The sequence below is a fragment of the Bradyrhizobium sp. Rc2d genome, assembly GCF_900099855.1.
GTDB lineage: Bacteria > Pseudomonadota > Alphaproteobacteria > Rhizobiales > Xanthobacteraceae > Bradyrhizobium.
In genome coordinates this window covers 20,911-36,604 of the sequence record NZ_FNCU01000069.1, presented here as the reverse complement: position 1 = coordinate 36,604, position 15,694 = coordinate 20,911, and the positions used below count along the sequence as shown (strand labels likewise).

Sequence of the window (15,694 nt, the reverse complement as noted above, 5' to 3'; positions counted from 1 at the left end):
GTGACGACGGAGGACGGCGTCAAGCTGCCACCCGTCACCGGCAAGCACTACGTCCACGCCGAGGATCGCGAGGTGAAAGAGAAGCGGGAAGTCTTGCAGGCGTGGGCGGCAGAACTACGGCGGATCATCGGGGAGCCTCCTGTGAAGGCAGTCGACCCCAAGCTGCGGCTCGCGGCCTGATCGCTCCGGTGAGGCCCGGAGGTAGTCAACTCATACTGATCGCCGCGAGCACCATGCAAACGAAGTATATACCCGCGATGCTGAAACCGACGATCCGGGCCGTGCTCCTACCGTCCAAGGTCTCTCTCCATATGGGCTGGCCCCGACACCAAGGGCAAGGGGGGAGCTGGGTCGGGGCCAGCCTGGCGTCCATTGTTCAAAATGGGACGGAAAGCCAACGAACTTGCCGGTAGCCACGTTCCAATGTAACGCGCGATCCCGCGTGTCTCTGTCAGCCGGATCAGGTGAACCGGCGGTGCGCGTCGGTTCTTTCTTTCAGTGTCAGCATCTCAGTGCCGCATTGAGCTTTCAAATCGGCGCGTGGCCGCCAACATAAGCGTTGAGCGGCAAGCTCGCGCGCTTTCTTGCGGCGTGCACCATGGTGTTGCCCGGATTAATTCCGCCTTCACCCCGGACGGAATTAGTCGCAACGGCGCTCCCTGCGCGTAACCATGCGGCCATCACGTTCGACCGTGACGGTCTCTGTGCGGCAGCGCTGTCTTGGGCCGACGGTAACGCCTCCTGGACCGACGCCAACTGTGGTGTCGCGGTCGTACCGGTCACGGTCCCTATAGTAGCGATCCTCGCGATCCCGTCCGATCTGAACATCAACGCCTTGTGCCATCTTGACGCCTTGGGCGCTTGCCGGGGTGGCAATCGGGGTAGTTGTCAGCGCCGCTGCGGTTGCGGCCAAAACAAGAGCGATCTTCAACATATGCGAGTGCTCCCTTGGGGTTGGACCGGTGTAAACGAGAGCGAACACCGACCGTTCCTGCCCGTAGGTGGCAGCATCTTCCTTAGGGGTTCCAAATCTGCCGTCATCAAGCGGATATCCGGTGTATCCACCGGACCGTAGTTTCCCGGATAAGAATAGTCCTCGAACAAAATGGATGCCCGTTTGAGGCCGCAAGCGCTGGCCTGCGGCGGCCAATGGTAGTGCACCGATAACGGGCAGCGGCACACTTCGAGTGCGCAGAAAAACCGGCCGCTGCTCAAAGCCGGGCGAGCGCAAGCATTTGTTCTCCGTAGTTTACCCATTGGGAAATTTCCCAATTGACGGCTTCGCCGATCGAGCGGCAACTCACTTTCGCAAGGATTTTGCGAAGTCCGATTGTGAGCCAGCAAATGTGCTCCACCTGCAATGTCGAGAGGAGGCTCGTCCATTCGGAACCGGAGACATCGGTATGGGAAATCCGAACCTATCGATGTCCCAAGTGCAAGAACCTCCTGCGGCTCGTGGAACAACGCGCGGCCCCGCGAAGTCGAACACGAAGGAAGCCGCAAGCGCGCGACGATTAGCCCCCGCCACCGGAATTGAACGGGTCGCGGCATTTACCAAGCATTAGCGCTCGTCGCCGGATCATCGCGACCGGTCAACCACAACTATAGAGTGGTTTCTCCCATGCTAAAGAACGGCACCTATGCGGCGTGGTTCAAGACCCCGCTCAGCCAAGGAACCGGTATCGCTCACGTCGCGGACGGGCAAATCTGGGGCTGTGATAGCATCATGACATACAGCGGGTCTTGCCAGACTGACGGTGATCGGTTCACCGCGATCATCACGATCAAGAGGCACACCGAAGGACATGCCACGGTGTTCGGCGCAGATGACCTCACGCTTCGGCTTGAGGGAACGAGCCCCGGCAAGATAGCTCGTTACATTGGCACGGCGGATCAGGTGCCGGGAGTGGTGCTTGAGGGAATGCTCATTCTGAGCGAGCAGCAGACCCTCGTGCCAGAAGCGACCAAGCCGAGACCACAGTTCGATCCGGCGAAGCTTCCCAAGTTACCAAAGCGCTCCCGCTAGCTGCGCGGCGAGTTGGTCGAAGTTCGACCGGATTTTCCACACCCGCGACCGGCAGTAGTCCGGGCGCAGTCCCCACCACAACAGCATGATAATTTGCGGCGCGATCCGGCGTGCGCTTTGATGCGCGCATGCCCGCCCTCACCCGCCGCCGTGTAGTGCGGATCAGTACAAAAATGGCCGTGCGCGATGTGGCGCATGTCGAGTACGGAAGGCTTGATCTTCACGGGTTGGAACGTGGGGGGCGGCACGAGGTTAGATGAATTGCGTACCATCGGCTGCGCTGACCGGCGCGTTGCATTGGAGGCGGCGCATGAAAGTCATCGTTGATGAAACCGGCGAGATCATCGCCATAGCAACGGATGATCATACTTTAATCGGCGGCCACCATCGCCTCGCGGTGGCAGGCAGCATGGGTAAAAGACTGTTCTGGCGAGATACCGGCAAACCGGTGAAGCTTGATCTCTTCTTCAAGCATCATGAAAATTCCAATCGACATACAGCCTGAGCCGCTCGCCTGATCGAGGGAGATTTTCGGTCGTTCGGGGTTGGACCTGATTTGCGTCATGCAACTGCTATCAACTCTCGTCTGTCCGTCCTGTCGGCACTCCAGTACCGAGGCCATGCCGATGGACGCCTGCCAGTTTTTCTATGACTGCAAGGGCTGCGGCCAGCGGCTAAGGCCTAAACCCGGCGATTGCTGTGTGTTCTGCTCATACGGCTCGGTGCCGTGTCCGCCGGTCCAGCAGAACAGGAAGTGCTGTTAGCGGTCGAACTTACTTGCGCTGCTGCTTGAGCGCCCACAGCCGATGAAGGGGCTGGCGGCACCGACCGATCAGACAGCCGCCGCGTAGTTATACTGACGCGCGGTGCACGCCATTGCCCGTGGTTGCGGCTTGGCGTCTATTACCCGCCTCGATTGCATTGCATTTAGATCACGATCAAATTTTTCAGAGGGAGGCGGAAGTGACCGTCAAAGCCATCATGGTGACGATCCTCACAGACGAATTGACCCGGCGAGGCGTGAGTTCACTGACGCCATACGACTGCGAGGAGATCGTCGAGCGGTTGATCGAGCGGCTGACCGAGCTTGAGTTGAGCTTGGCGGCGCGCGAGATCACCGACGCGCGCGATCCGTAGGCGCAACAGAACTCAAAACTCGGGCGGCTCGCGTCTCGGCTGAGTGGCAGGAACGGCAATAAACGGCAGAGGCGAGAGAAGAAGAGGTGGCGTCATGACACATAGACAGCCGTTAGGGGTTGCGACCCGTCCTTCAACGTTGCTGAGCATGCCCCGATATTTCTTCCACATCGAAGGCGAGAAGCCCCACCACGATGAGGTGGGCAAGGAGCTTGCCGACGATGGGGTGGCTTGGGCGCAGGCGGTCAGGATGCTGAGGCACACCGAAAACGGAATGCAACCGGGCGACAACTGGACCCTGCGAGTGTTCAACGGCGAGAAGCCGATCTATGTGATCGCTGTGGTCTCACGGAGGTACTCAGAACGCGATGGCCCGGAGGCGCGCCTGGCGCGGTAATATGAGCGGCCCGCCCGCATTCACCTCGCCCATTCTAGGCGCGTATCAATGCGTTTGAGTTACGCGGGCTGTTAGCCACTAGACCGCATCAAAAATGGATCCACGGACACAGCTAATCGGTCCGCAATTTGCGTGGCGGCGGGCATGGACTGCTTTAACGGATCGACGGACACAGCTAATCGGTCCGCAATTTGCGTGGCGGCTGGCATGGACTGCTTTTCGAGAGGTAGCGAGCCGAGAGAATTCATGGCCAGCCCGGTACAAGCGGCAAGAACAGCTATCGCGATCGCAGCGAGATATTCGGTTCTCATCTTGTCCCTCCCTTCATAGCCAGGAATTAACCGGGCGCTCTTAGAAATGGTTCCGGGAGCTGTTCGTTTCCTCGTTCGATGAACCCTGCGCCGCGATCCCAAAGGAACGAAAGCGCCTGTCAAGGCTTTGGCAGAACACGAGGCCGTCGCTCGCCGGTCCTAACACGGCGCAGATCGCGGGATAGCCAAAGGTCGCGGCCACCGACCCGCTATGCTCAATGCAAGCGCTCGCGTAGATAGCCAAAAGCGACGGTCTCCGGTTCCTTGATTAGGGCAGCCGTACTCGCAGGCGGAGAAGCTGCGGGAAGGGGTAGGCATGGAGGTCCGTTGTGCCCCGCCGCATCGACATAGACGACAAACACAGCCGGGCAATTGCTAAGGAAATCGGCGACCACCTGCGCGGGACGCTAAAGCCTGAGCCGGACCAACCGGAGAGGCTAAAAACGCAGATCGAACGGCTCCGGAAACTAGAGGAGCGCTCACCGTCAATCGTTCCTGGGGCCGAGCGTGGGACAAAACCTCGCCGTTGAGATGCAGGCGATGGCCCAACGCGAACGAGCAGTGCCATCGGTGAAGGACGTGCGATAGCGCCTTAACGGGGCGGCTGCAATTCAGCCGACGCCATCCATTTGTCCATCCGAGACGCCGTTTCGATCTGGCGCAGTCTCCGCTCGATCAATTCGCGCTGTTCTTGTTGGCTCGTATTTTCCAGTTGCACTTCGAGGCGAGCTTTTTCAGCGGACAGGAGTTCACGAAACGTATGTGGGATAGAGCGTTTGCAATGCATCGCTCTCGCCTCTGTAACGTTCGGCGGGAGAACGGTTGATCTCTCAGCCACCGGCGGCCAAGTTAGTTTGCCGGTGATGCCCGAACAAGCCGCCGGAGCGGTTCAAGCGGGAACCGCCATTGCCAACCGAACTCATTTTGGTGGTTGTAGCCCGCGTGAGTTCAGCCACTCAAATATGTGGGATCCTGTCTCGGCTTGGCGGGCCCTGCGGACAAGGCGCTCGCGGTCAATGCCCGGCGGGGTGCCTTGAGCCTGCTTGCGCAGCCGTCGTGCTTGCTCTGCAAGGCGTTCGTCAAGCGGACTTGTTTGTGTCAAACGATGAGGCTCTGGCATTTGCTCCCTCCCTTCGAGGACTGGCGGGAGCGCAACCGGCGTTCTCATCACCGATAACTGCCAAGGCTTCGCGCGGCGACAGCATAGTGTGCGCCCGGAAACTGAGCAGCGCCAGAACAAAAAACGTTAAGTGTCAACTGGCCCTGCGATGCAGCATGCGATCTGCGCCATTTCATCGGGTCCTACCGATTGCAGCGAGGACCGGGGGGACGCGCGACGGCCCGGTCTCCGCGTATTTGGCGTCGGCGTTTTCTCGCTTTACTTCAAGGCATAGTACGGCAAAACCATATGGATAGGCGGTGCGATGACCTTGGAACAGGCCTGGCGAACATGGAAGGCGCTTTCGCGGACTGAGAAGGCGCAGTTTCTCGGGCTGTTCCGCGAACAAAATGCGCGGGACCGGCAGCGTGCAGCGATGGCGCGGAAGAACGGCCATGCCGCACGCGGCCGGGTATCGAGCTAACGGACCTGTCGGTGAGCGAGACGGACCTCGAACGGCTCGGCCGTAAGGGATCGCTGATGGGCTTTCCCGGCGCGGGCTAGGGCGACAGCCCCGGTTTGCGTAAAGCCCGGTAAACGGCTCCTACCCCATTTACCGGGGCAAAGAGTCGAGAAGTCTCGACGACCTCGCTGATTAGCTTGCCCGTCGATCTGTTTATCAATGCCCGCAGCCGGGACCGCGAACCTGTTCATGCAAGCTCGGGCTGTGACGAGCGGCGCAAACAAACGCCGCTCCGAAAGAGCGGCGAGTGCTAGATCTGCTTGTGAGTGAACTCACTTCTTCATGGCGCCTGCTGCGTCCCTCGCCGCATCCTTAACATCACCCGCGGCACTGTGCACCGAGCCCTTGGCCTTGTCGGCTTTGCCTTCCCTTTGCAGGTCCTTATCGCCACTCAGCTTGCCGGCCCCTTCCTTAATCGTGCCCTTGGCCTTGTCGGCGACACCCTTCACGTGCTCGCGATCCATAACGTGCTCCTTCAATCTGGATGACGCAATTTCAGCGTTCCGAATGAGCGCTATTGAAGCAAAGCCGATCGGCTGAGGTGGATCTCTTATGCAGCAATAAAATTGACCAAAAAAGTGTATCGGTCCTCGGTGGCTACTTATCAGGGGGGCGTGGCACCCGAGGTGTGCGATCCAAGCTGTGCTGGTGTGGCACCGTGAAGCAGAAGTCGCGGAGCGTTGCACATTTACAACCCGCACAGCCATTCGAGATAGTAAGCTGATCGATCAGAAATGATTGAAACATATTTCGTGTTTACTTCGATACGATCGGCGGGGACGCAAAATGTTTGATGTCTATCGCAATGACAAGCGCGACTTGCTTGTTCTAAGCAATGGCTCCGCAATACCCGTCGTTTGCTCTCGGAGTAAGTGGCGTAAGAGCAGAAAAAGAGTTCTCAAAGTCAGCGACGAGATCAAGTCAGCCGTTCAGAGACAGGGCTATTACGTTCGCAGCTTGCGGGTCACCAAGAAGGGGATGATTTAGTCCGCGTGGCTCGGCGGCCGGGGGGTCTCTCTCTGCAACCTCTACAGCATCACCACTAGCCAATTCTTCCTGGTTCACAGTGCTGTTCGATGGTGCCACGAGAGCGACAGTTCTAGACGAAAACGTCTAGTTGACCGCCTCGCGAGTGTAAGGCGCGCGCTAATCAAGGACCAATGAGCGCCTTCTCCTACACCTTGCTTAGGCGGCGGCTTGTCGCCTGCTCTCTTCAATTCTTTTCCGGAACGGCGAGTCTTGGGCGTTAGCGGCAAACGAGCAGAGAAACGCAAAATTGAATTCCAAGTATGAACCTCATTCATATTCTCCCACATGAAATTTGCGGTGTTACAGATAGTGTTAGGCCGAGGAGGAACGTGCACCTCAAGGTTTATTCATCTCAAGGTTTATCGTTTTTGCGCTGCACTAGGCCCCGCTATGCGCTCCCGAGGAGCTGGCCCATCCCAAGCGGCAGCCCGCCATCGCAGCGTAGCTTTCGACTGTCTCTCACCAGCACGGCCGCCGCAAAGTCCGGCGGCGTGGCAACAATGGCTATGGCAGTGGCCGCAGCAAACCTGAGGACCGTTGATAGCCCGGGGCGCGGGAACGCTTTGCCGATTACCAAGTTTTCCCGACGCCCTTCCCCAAGGGCGACCCCGATTGGCCCCAGCTTCGCCGCCCATTGCCCCGGAGCTGGGGCCATTTTTGATCACATGAGTTCCGAAATGAAGGAGGCCGCCAACGGCAGCCTCAGTTCTTCGTTAGAGGCTTCTTTGGCTCCTCGGTGACCGCCTCAATATCAACCGGGGGCAGTTCGCGGTCCTTCAGATCGGCTGCACGCTGGATCAAGCCGGACGCAACCTGCGGATCTTTTGTTGTTTTGGCCATTCGCAGCAGCGTTGCTGCGGCCTCACGGGCAAAGGAGGTGTAGCGCGGCACGTCTGTTCATCCCGATCGAAGTCCCCGTGGGATGAGTCAGGAACCTGGATTGCGTTCCGGTGCTTTGCGCAAAAATGTACACTAGCGAAAAAAAGAACCTCAGCTACGGGACTGACGCCAAGCTGAGGCCCTTGTGTCGGCATCACGTTGTCGAGGCGTGATCCGGAAGAATCAACTTAGCTAGTGCCATTTTGGTTCCCGATGCTAGTCCGTCTTGCATCGGTGAGCGAACCAACCGCCTCTTCCTTTGCTGAAGACAGGTTGGCGTGAGCTGGTAGCCAGATCAGCGAAACAATAAAGAACAATAAAGGAGGCGAAGTTGCCAATCTACGTCGCGGCGCCTGGACTGCATTTTGTCTCGTTCCGGAAGCTGCGGTGCCTGGCACAGCGTGTTTTGTCCTCTTTGCCGTTGGGGCTGCCGTCACGGCCGCCGTTGCCCTTGCCGTTGTTGCCACCGGCCGATCCCGCGCCCGACCTAGCAATTGCATCCGACGTGAGAGAGGTCGCTAGCAGAAGCGTCATTGCCGGAGGCGTCACGGCGGCGAACCTTCCGCACGTCTTTAGAAATTCGCGGCGGTCATCCTCTTCCGAGCTATTCATGGTGTTCAATCCCCAGCTGCCGGATTTAAATACGGCGCCCAAATTAAATCAATTAATATTAATGAGGTTCCAACACGAGAGGGCGCGGCGCACGAGCGCATGGCTTATTGACCAATGGCCGCAGCGGTCGATTGGCTTGATGCCTACCGCAAAGCCGACATTGAAATGATCTTGAGACTGTATGCTGAAGACGCCGTCATTTGGCGCGGCTGCGGCGGCATGAAAACCATCACCGGGCCGACGCGCGTATTGGATTGATCGCTTGATCGAATATCCCGCATCTCGGCTCGACAATATTCAAACGTCCGGCGAAGGAACGCTAACCTCATACGTTGTGCGCGAAGGCTTGGTCAGCCATGGCTGATCTTGCGCCGTTGGCTCGGCTAACCGTAGAGCCCCGGATTTCCACATTTGGACAGGGGTGTTCTACTGCACGAACACTTCTTGGAGGTTGTTCGCATGTCACACGTTGGCACCAACTTCATTCTTGACCAATACGGGCAAGCTGTGGATGAACTCGTCGCCCATTGCGACGGCGATCTGTGGAGCGCCCTTAGGGCTTTGATGCTTGTCAATGAGCAGTTGGAGCAGAGACTTCTGCTGATGAGTGCAGAAGTCGGCGATCAGCTATGTCGTCATCCGCCGCAGAAGCGGGTGCACTAAGTTCGAACGAGCAGATTGACTAACAATCACGTCGCGCCGCGGCTGTATTGGGGACCGATGCGCAACAAGGCGAGGCCCGAGCGCCTAGGGCCCCGGCCTCATAACCTCAGGAGCTGAAAACAGATTGTTCGGCTACATACAAAGCTTGCCTCTCGGGCCGGAAGAGATCGCCCGACTTTCGTCTGCCTACGAGCAGGCTCTGCGTACCATTGGCGTAGAAGATCGGAATTCCCGCTGACCGAACTGATCGCCAAGAAGATCATCAAGATCGGCCAGACCGGCCTCAAAGACCCGGCGCAAATCTGCATTCGGACCGTCGAAGCGGTGGGCCTGCCGAGTAGTCACCTGATGGCCCTTCAATTCCACCGTGCCGTCGAGCATCTGGAAGTATGGAGCGCAAGCAGCAACGGCTTTTCTTTCGTGATCACTTACCAGAGCCCTAACGGTCCCGAGTTTCACGGACGCGCAGGCTATATGGCTTCATGGCGTCCACTCCATGTGAGCAAAGGCGCGACCAAGATCGGCGGCTCGCCCTTCGATACATTCGCGCAGGCCGAGGAAGTATGCAACGCGATGCTTATGCACCTCCAGACTGATCGCTAAAATGCTGCTCATCGGCGCAAGCGTCGCACACGTCATTTCGAGTCCCGAACACTGAACTGCACCATAGAAAAACGCCCCCGGCAATCAGCCTGCAGGATGCCGCCCATTAGTGAATGGTTGACCTCACCGGGGCTGCCGCTCGACAGAGAAGCGTATTCTCCTCGGCCTCCTGCACTCGGCCTCGAAGAATCTCCAGTTCGGCAAGCTGAAAAATGAGCGCCTGAGCGCGCTGGCACAGAACAAGGCGGTCGTACACCCGATTGCGGTTACTCACTGCACGCCCCCTGACTTTTGAAAGAGTCGGCCAAACTTTGGTCTTCAGAGTGATTTCGTCCGCCGGATTGCAGATTTTCTCACGCGGCCAGATCATGCGAACTGGTCGGGCTGACGGCATTACATTCTTCGAAATAGGACGACAGCTCAAGCTCAGCTAGATGCTCCCAGTATTCTGCTTCCGCGAGGAGCTTCCACTTGTTCATGCTGTTGTACGCGGCATTTTGACGGCAGAGCGAACCCATCGCGCGCAAGCGTCTCACCTTCTCCACTGAGGACCCTCCCTTCGGCTTGTTTTTCGCAAGCCTATTACTCTCATGTGTCGAGGGCAAATTCTCGCAGATTGACATTGCGAGCGATAGTCCGGAGTCTGACGGTCAAATTGATGACAGCGCAATCGTCTTACTTTTGGCCTTTGGCTTCTGAGCGTTGACGACGGTAAAAGCTAGGCGCAAAATTGATGACCTCTTCCGAGCCCTCCAAGCCCCCCAAAGTCGAGGCGCTCTTTTAGGAAGGTCACGGCTCCAGTCCCACAACTGGAGCCGTTTTTCTTTGTCCGCGAAATCAGCCATGCTGCGCTACAACGCGCGTAAGTTCTCAAGCCGCAAGCGCACTCCGCTCCATTTCAATACTGCAACGAAATTTGTGAAGCAGCGCGCGTTGGACGATGGTTAGCTGTAGTCAGTCTGGGCCAAGTACCGTTTGATCCCGATCTATTGTGGCCCGGCATTGCACTAAAAAGACCGCCTTCGGGCGGTCTTTTTCCGTCTTGTCGTCGATATTCGCATCGTCCGGAAATCGGGGCTCCGATGTGGATCATGTCAAAGGCCCCGACGCCATTACACGTCGGGGCCCTTCAAGATCATCAGGCCGGTTACATCCGCCGTGCCTTACGATCATTGATGTCGTCGATTACTGCACGCGATCTGGTGCAGAACGTGGCACGGCTGCGGCGCGCGAGACCAGCTCGGGTTCAGCTCGGCCATTGCTTAAAGCCGGATCGTGGAGCCTCCGGAGCTGTCCATTGTGGCGCGCGCCAACATTCGTGAAGCCTTCTCCGAGCGTACCGCGCGGCGGAGCTACCAGGTTCTACTAATAGAATCGTCGCCTCAGCTTTAAGGTCGAAGCGTCTGCTTTACTGCGAAACAGACGCGTACGAAGTGCCGCCGACCGACATCCCTACGCAATTTGAGCAGCTCACGATGAACGCGGGCGCGATTCGCTGCTCATTTAGTCGGTTCAGGTCGCGAACTTCCGACGGTAGCCGGAATTTTGTACTCGCCGCGGAGTTCATCCCACAAGGCCGTGTCGCTGACCAGCACGACGTGGTACTCACCGCGACCCGTGATCCCTGCATATTTTCCCGTGCCGCCAGTGAACTCGAAGGTGCCGCGGAACTCCTTCGGCTTGGTGTCTTTCAAGACGTACCTGGCAAAGACCTTGGATCCGTCGGCCTCTGTGAAGGTCTTATGGCCGCCACTGGAAGTGCCAGCATCCGTCAGATCAACAACCTGATAGCGAGCTTTGTCGAGGAAGGGCTTGCCATCGGCATTGAACACGGCGCCGTCGTATTCCGTGACCGAGACCGTATGGTCAGCCCTGTCTTCGAGCTTCACGCTCTTGCTGGACAGGGTGACCAGAACGGCTCGACCGAACCATTGGCCCGCTTCTTCTGCGAAGGCCGGAACAGCGGCCGCCGGGACTGCCAAAGCGAGCACAACACAACCGCACATCCACGATGAATTGAGATGATACCTCATGGTTTCCTCCCAGATGGTTGCGGATTAAACGGTGCCGAGCAAAGACCTCTGTGTGTGAATTTCCAATGCGTCTATAAGACGCGTGATGTCCATGTCTCACCGGTCCGGTAGGCTGACCCAACTCGAAAGCAACCGCGCGCGGTAAGCCGGTGAAGAAGTAGATGCAGACGTGGGAAAATCATGGTCGCCCAGAAGATCGCGGTGAGGTGCGCAGCCCGGAGGTTCGCTCCCGACAGTTTCCAGTAAGCACGCTCAGGCAAGCACTACCTCTAGCCTAAGTGCGAGCTCGGCTCTACGCTGTTTCGGCGGTGACTTGGCCGCTGACTTGTTGCTGCCGACTGGCCGTGATCTTGTATCATGCAGTTCAATCGACCCGCACGAACAACGCCAGTACCGGATACCGCGCGCGGGTCGTCGCGGAGCTACTTGCGACCTAGCTCACGGAGCCGGTATGCCGCCGTAATAGTGTCGGCCGAGCGAGCCATCGCAGGATCCGACCAGTTCCAACTGCTCTCGCTACCGTACTTCGGCGCACCTCGCAGTCGACCGCCCCCAGTGCCCTCAGCCGCCGCCTCAGTCGGCCGACTTCAAATCACGACTCAAGACCGGCGAGATTCTCGTTTGGTGGCTTAGCGGGAGAGCTCAAGTATGCAGCATCACTGTCGGTATTTGGGACCCGTCTTCGCCTCGGAGCTGGCAGTGATGTCGCGAAGTATTGCTCTGGCAGCCTGCAGATCCACTGTCTCAAAGCCCTCAGTGAACTGGCCATAGAGCGGACTGAGTAGATCGTGAGCTTCGCTGCGCCGGCGCTGTTCTATCCAAAGTCGCGCGAGCGATGTCGCTGCGCGCAGTTCCCAGAGCTTGGCGCCTTGCCGGCGCGCGGTTGCAGCGGCATGGCAGAGCCGTGCTTCCGCGGCGATCGGATCGGGCCTCGGCAGCCGCAGCATCAGCTCGCCCATCATCCGATGGAGTTCGGCCTCGAACCACCGCTCGCGGGTTTCTTCCACGCGGTCGAGCGCCTTTGCAATCAAACCCAAGCCTTCCTCCACTGCGCCGGAGCGGCCAAGCGCCTCGGCCTGGAGGCCGAGGAAATGCGGCTCATAGACATTTGCCCCGGTGGCACGCCAAGCCGGCAGGCCCTGCCGAAGCTGCGCCAGCCCTGTCTCTAACTCACCTGACTCGGTCAGAGCCCATCCACGGATCACGGTGGCAGGCGCGAGGAAATGCGGAAAACCCTGCTCGGTCGAGAGCTCAATCAGTGCCTCGGCTCGATCCCGGGCTTCGGGCCCCGCCCGGCGGTACTGCTCGAAGAGACACGCGAACAGGAGAGCGTACGCCAGCGTGTTGAGGTGATTGAGATCGTTGGCGGCATCGAGCGCTTCGCGGCTCCGTGCCAAGGCCTGTTCCGGATAGCCCAGCGCCAACAACGTCCATGACAGCGCCGACAGCGCCGCCACCCGAGGGTCCTGCACGTAGAAAAAGGCGAGCGAGCGATGCCGCTCTGGGTCATAGAGCGCGAGCGTCCGCTCCAGATGGAGGCGGGCAGCGGCGATCTCGCCGCGCCACAGGGCACCGGTCCCGCTGACGCGGTGGGCAACTATGGTTGCGGAAGTTTCCTGATGATCCTGCGCCCGGCGCAAAAACTCGTCTGCCACCTCGCGCGCCGCGTTGTGCTCGGCGCGCACGCCGTGAAACACCCATTGACCATAGAGCACGGGCCAGAGCTGGGCGGTGGCCCCGATCTGCTCGCAGAGCTCACGGGCACGGGCGTTGGCCCGTCCAGCTTCCGGCGACGCCCAGCCTTGCGTGGCCATCAGCGCGACGCCCAACGCAACCTGCAGGTCAAGTTCGCGCCGCCTTCGATCGGCCTCGGGCAACCCCGCGACAAGATTCAATCCGTTCCGTAACTGCGCAAGCGCTTCAGCCATAGCCGATCGGGCGATGGCTCGTTGTCCTGCCTTCAACCAATACTCGGTCGCCGGCTCGATCAGTCCTCCCTCTGTGTAATGGTGGGCCACAAGTTCGGGCTGCGCCTGCATAGTCTCCGGAAAATGCTGCTCGATCGCAGCAGCGGTGCGGGCGTGCAGGCGCTGTCGCTTGACGCGCACAAGGGTTGCATAGGCGGCGTCCTGCACGAGCGCATGCTTGAAGCTGTAGGTTGCCTGCGGCGGCGTCCCGCGCCGAAAGACCAGGCCCGAGCCGACGAGGTCATCCAACCCCGCCTGCAGGTCGCTCTCCGGCAACTGCGCCGTCCTCGCGAGCAGTTCATGAGAGAATTCCCGGCCGATCGCGGCCGCGACCTGGGCCACCTCACGAGCGGGGGCCAGCCGGTCGAGCCGGGCCAACAGCGATTCCTGGAGTGTGGTCGGGATTGCCATGGGCGGCAGCGGCCCCGCGAGCGCGTAATGGTCGCCCTCATCGCGGAGTAGATTGGTCTCCAGCACAGTCCGCGTCAGCTCCTCGACGAACAGCGGCACGCCGTCGGTCTTCGCGACGATCTGGTCGAGCACCGCAGGCGGCAGCGCCTTGCCGCCGCTCAGCCGCGCGACCATGGCCGCGCCCTGGCGGCGACTCAACCGGCTGAGGGTCAGCGCGGTGACATGGGCATAGTGCGTCCAGGGCGGCTCGAACTCGGGCCGGAAGGTGATGAGAACGAGCACGGGGGCATCTTGCACCCGGTCGACCAGGAGATCGAGCAGCTCGAGCGAGGTCGGATCTGCCCAGTGCACATCCTCAAACAAGGCGAGGACGGGCCGGCGCGTCGCAAGCCCCAGGACCTGATCGACCAACGCCTCGAGCGTCCGCTCCTTCTGCCGATGCGGGCTCATGTCGAGCGGCGGGTAGCACGCATCCGTCTCCAGCGACAGCAATGCAGCGAGCAGCGGAGCCACCGCGGCGACATGTTCGGTCGATAGCGCGAGCAGCGCCTCGAGCTTGTCGAGCCGCGTTGCAGCGGGATCGTCCGCGGCGAAGCCCGCCGCCCGCTCCAGGTGCCCGATCACAGGATAGAGCGGGCTGGTCTGATGGTGCGGCGAGCAGTAGTGGCTCAGGGCCGTATGCGGCTCATTCTCGAGTCGCCCGCGCAGCGCCCGCAGTAGGCGCGATTTGCCGATGCCAGGCTCGCCCGTCAGCAGTACCACCTGGCCCTCCCCGTCCTTGGCCCGCTCCCAGTGCTCGAGCAGCAGGCCGATCTCATGGTCGCGACCGACCAGCGGCGTCAGGCCAGCCCCGTGCAACGCCTCGAACCGACTCTCGGCAGTGCCTTCCCCGACCACGCGCCACGGCCGTACCGGAACGGGAAAGCCCTTCAAGATCTGTGGGCCGAGCTCCGCGAGCTCGAACAGCCCGCCGATGAGCTCCCGGGTGCGGGCGGAGATCACCGCTGTGCCGGGCGCGGCCAAGGTCTGCAGCCGCGCCGCGAGGTTTGGGGTGTCGCCGACCACGGTCTCCTCGCGCGCCGCGCCTTCGCCGATCAACTCGCCGACCACCACCGGACCGGTGGCGATGCCGACACGGGCCGCCAGCGTCTCGCCGTGCGCCAATCCCAGGCTGTGCACCGCCGCGACCGCCGCGAGGCCGGCGCGCACCGCGCGTTCGGCCTCATCCTCATGGGCGCGCGGATAGCCGAAATAGGCCAGCACGCCATCGCCCATGTACTTCGCCACGTGCCCTTCGAACCGCGCGATCGCACCCGCCACTGCACTCTGATAGGACCGCAGGACTTGCGCCATTTCCTCCGGATCGAGCCGCGCCGCGAGCGCGGTCGAGTCGACCAGGTCGACAAACATCACGGTGAGCTGGCGGCGCTCGGCCTCCGGTGCAAGCGCAGCGCTGCCGGATGTGACGGTGGGTGCGGCCGTAACGGGGGTGGTCGCCGACATTGAGCCGGCGCGCAGTGCAGCAATGGCGGCAAGCAGCTTGCGGCGATGGCCGATCGAGACGACGCCGAGCCCGACCAGATCCTCGGCCGTGAGCTCCATGAGGACCTCGGCGTCCACGTCGTTCGCGCGGAACGCCTCCTCATATTGTCCCAGCCCCAGACCACGCAGCCACGCCGCGATGTCCATAGGCTTTCTCCTGGATCCTCAGAGCGCAAGACTACCTGAAAAGTGCGTGTTGAGGGGCGCGGTGAAACGTCACGATTTGACGGCGACGAGCTGCGCTTCCAACGAAGCCACGGTTCCGAGCTTCACCCCCGATCACGCGGCGCCGCTCTAGCCCTTTAGATCGGTCAACATCGTTCACAGTAGTTCCGGGGGGTTGCTGTTCCAGCAATACTTTGATGCAATTTTTTGGCAACCTCGGAGGGTCGGGCGGGACGCCCATCAGGGACCCGCCGCAGATGTAGCAACGATGGTTGAAGCCAGGCGCATGTGAGATTG

The 15,694-nt window shown here is 60.2% G+C and carries 18 protein-coding genes and 1 pseudogene; 11 read left to right on the top strand and 8 right to left on the bottom strand.

Annotation, left to right across the window (positions count from 1 at the left end; translation table 11 throughout):
- A pseudogene (locus tag BLV07_RS48170) lies at positions 1 to 180 on the top strand (hypothetical protein); the annotation flags it as partial.
- A gap of 460 nt (positions 181 to 640) precedes the next feature.
- Here the strand turns inward: BLV07_RS48170 and BLV07_RS48430 are convergent.
- Positions 641 to 934: a hypothetical protein gene (locus BLV07_RS48430; protein ID WP_091898350.1), complete on the bottom strand. Its 294-nt coding sequence runs from the start codon at positions 932 to 934 to the stop codon at positions 641 to 643.
- Between the two features lie 687 nt (positions 935 to 1,621).
- Here BLV07_RS48430 and BLV07_RS42280 point away from each other — a divergent pair.
- The 5 genes from BLV07_RS42280 to BLV07_RS42265 all read left to right on the top strand — a co-directional run bounded on the left by BLV07_RS42280 (position 1,622) and on the right by BLV07_RS42265 (position 3,560).
- On the top strand, positions 1,622 to 2,026 hold the full coding sequence (locus tag BLV07_RS42280; RefSeq protein WP_091898348.1) for a hypothetical protein: 405 nt from the start codon (positions 1,622 to 1,624) through the stop codon (positions 2,024 to 2,026).
- A gap of 310 nt (positions 2,027 to 2,336) precedes the next feature.
- Complete coding sequence (locus BLV07_RS42275; protein ID WP_091898346.1) at positions 2,337 to 2,531, top strand: hypothetical protein; 195 nt, start codon at positions 2,337 to 2,339, stop codon at positions 2,529 to 2,531.
- 58 nt (positions 2,532 to 2,589) lie between these two features.
- A complete protein-coding gene (locus tag BLV07_RS49445; RefSeq protein ID WP_091898365.1) occupies positions 2,590 to 2,790 on the top strand; it encodes a GDCCVxC domain-containing (seleno)protein in 201 nt (66 codons plus the stop codon).
- Positions 2,791 to 2,989: 199 nt separating this feature from the next.
- Entirely contained in the window at positions 2,990 to 3,163 is a 174-nt protein-coding gene (locus BLV07_RS48165) for a hypothetical protein (protein ID WP_176946117.1), read from the top strand.
- Between the two features lie 148 nt (positions 3,164 to 3,311).
- Positions 3,312 to 3,560 (top strand): DUF6894 family protein, encoded by a 249-nt coding sequence (locus tag BLV07_RS42265; RefSeq protein ID WP_091898344.1) that lies wholly within the window; start codon positions 3,312 to 3,314, stop codon positions 3,558 to 3,560.
- A gap of 71 nt (positions 3,561 to 3,631) precedes the next feature.
- Here the strand turns inward: BLV07_RS42265 and BLV07_RS42260 are convergent, their stop codons facing one another.
- Positions 3,632 to 3,871 (bottom strand): hypothetical protein, encoded by a 240-nt coding sequence (locus tag BLV07_RS42260; protein WP_091898342.1) that lies wholly within the window; start codon positions 3,869 to 3,871, stop codon positions 3,632 to 3,634.
- A gap of 1,424 nt (positions 3,872 to 5,295) precedes the next feature.
- On the opposite strand from BLV07_RS42260, the gene BLV07_RS48160 reads away from it, so the two are divergent.
- Positions 5,296 to 5,454 carry a hypothetical protein gene (locus tag BLV07_RS48160; protein ID WP_176946116.1) on the top strand — a complete coding sequence of 53 codons (159 nt, stop codon included), beginning with the start codon at positions 5,296 to 5,298 and terminating at the stop codon, positions 5,452 to 5,454.
- Between the two features lie 311 nt (positions 5,455 to 5,765).
- Here the strand turns inward: BLV07_RS48160 and BLV07_RS42250 are convergent, their stop codons facing one another.
- On the bottom strand, positions 5,766 to 5,957 hold the full coding sequence (locus tag BLV07_RS42250; RefSeq protein WP_091898340.1) for a CsbD family protein: 192 nt from the start codon (positions 5,955 to 5,957) through the stop codon (positions 5,766 to 5,768).
- 322 nt (positions 5,958 to 6,279) lie between these two features.
- Between BLV07_RS42250 and BLV07_RS49435 the strand changes: the two genes are divergently transcribed.
- Complete coding sequence (locus BLV07_RS49435; protein ID WP_091898337.1) at positions 6,280 to 6,480, top strand: hypothetical protein; 201 nt, start codon at positions 6,280 to 6,282, stop codon at positions 6,478 to 6,480.
- Between the two features lie 744 nt (positions 6,481 to 7,224).
- On the opposite strand, the gene BLV07_RS42235 is transcribed toward BLV07_RS49435, so the two are convergent.
- Positions 7,225 to 7,413 (bottom strand): hypothetical protein, encoded by a 189-nt coding sequence (locus tag BLV07_RS42235; protein ID WP_091898333.1) that lies wholly within the window; start codon positions 7,411 to 7,413, stop codon positions 7,225 to 7,227.
- A gap of 327 nt (positions 7,414 to 7,740) precedes the next feature.
- A complete protein-coding gene (locus BLV07_RS49430; RefSeq protein WP_091898331.1) occupies positions 7,741 to 8,013 on the bottom strand; it encodes a hypothetical protein in 273 nt (90 codons plus the stop codon).
- A 114-nt stretch (positions 8,014 to 8,127) separates the two neighbouring features.
- Here BLV07_RS49430 and BLV07_RS49425 point away from each other — a divergent pair, with 114 nt between their 5' ends.
- From BLV07_RS49425 to BLV07_RS42210, 3 genes are all read left to right on the top strand, one after another.
- The gene (locus BLV07_RS49425; RefSeq protein WP_244551411.1) at positions 8,128 to 8,271 is read left to right on the top strand and encodes a hypothetical protein; all 144 of its coding nucleotides are present in this window, start codon (positions 8,128 to 8,130) and stop codon (positions 8,269 to 8,271) included.
- 201 nt (positions 8,272 to 8,472) lie between these two features.
- Positions 8,473 to 8,676 carry a hypothetical protein gene (locus BLV07_RS42220; protein ID WP_091898363.1) on the top strand — a complete coding sequence of 68 codons (204 nt, stop codon included), beginning with the start codon at positions 8,473 to 8,475 and terminating at the stop codon, positions 8,674 to 8,676.
- Positions 8,677 to 9,024: 348 nt separating this feature from the next.
- Complete coding sequence (locus BLV07_RS42210; RefSeq protein ID WP_091898361.1) at positions 9,025 to 9,279, top strand: hypothetical protein; 255 nt, start codon at positions 9,025 to 9,027, stop codon at positions 9,277 to 9,279.
- A 353-nt stretch (positions 9,280 to 9,632) separates the two neighbouring features.
- Here the strand turns inward: BLV07_RS42210 and BLV07_RS42200 are convergent, their stop codons facing one another.
- The 3 genes from BLV07_RS42200 to BLV07_RS42190 form a co-directional block, all read right to left on the bottom strand.
- Positions 9,633 to 9,824 (bottom strand): hypothetical protein, encoded by a 192-nt coding sequence (locus BLV07_RS42200; RefSeq protein ID WP_091898359.1) that lies wholly within the window; start codon positions 9,822 to 9,824, stop codon positions 9,633 to 9,635.
- Positions 9,825 to 10,778: 954 nt separating this feature from the next.
- A complete protein-coding gene (locus tag BLV07_RS42195) occupies positions 10,779 to 11,312 on the bottom strand; it encodes a hypothetical protein (RefSeq protein ID WP_143035692.1) in 534 nt (177 codons plus the stop codon).
- A 656-nt stretch (positions 11,313 to 11,968) separates the two neighbouring features.
- Complete coding sequence (locus BLV07_RS42190; RefSeq protein WP_091898325.1) at positions 11,969 to 15,379, bottom strand: AAA family ATPase; 3,411 nt, start codon at positions 15,377 to 15,379, stop codon at positions 11,969 to 11,971.
- Positions 15,380 to 15,694 lie beyond the last annotated feature (315 nt).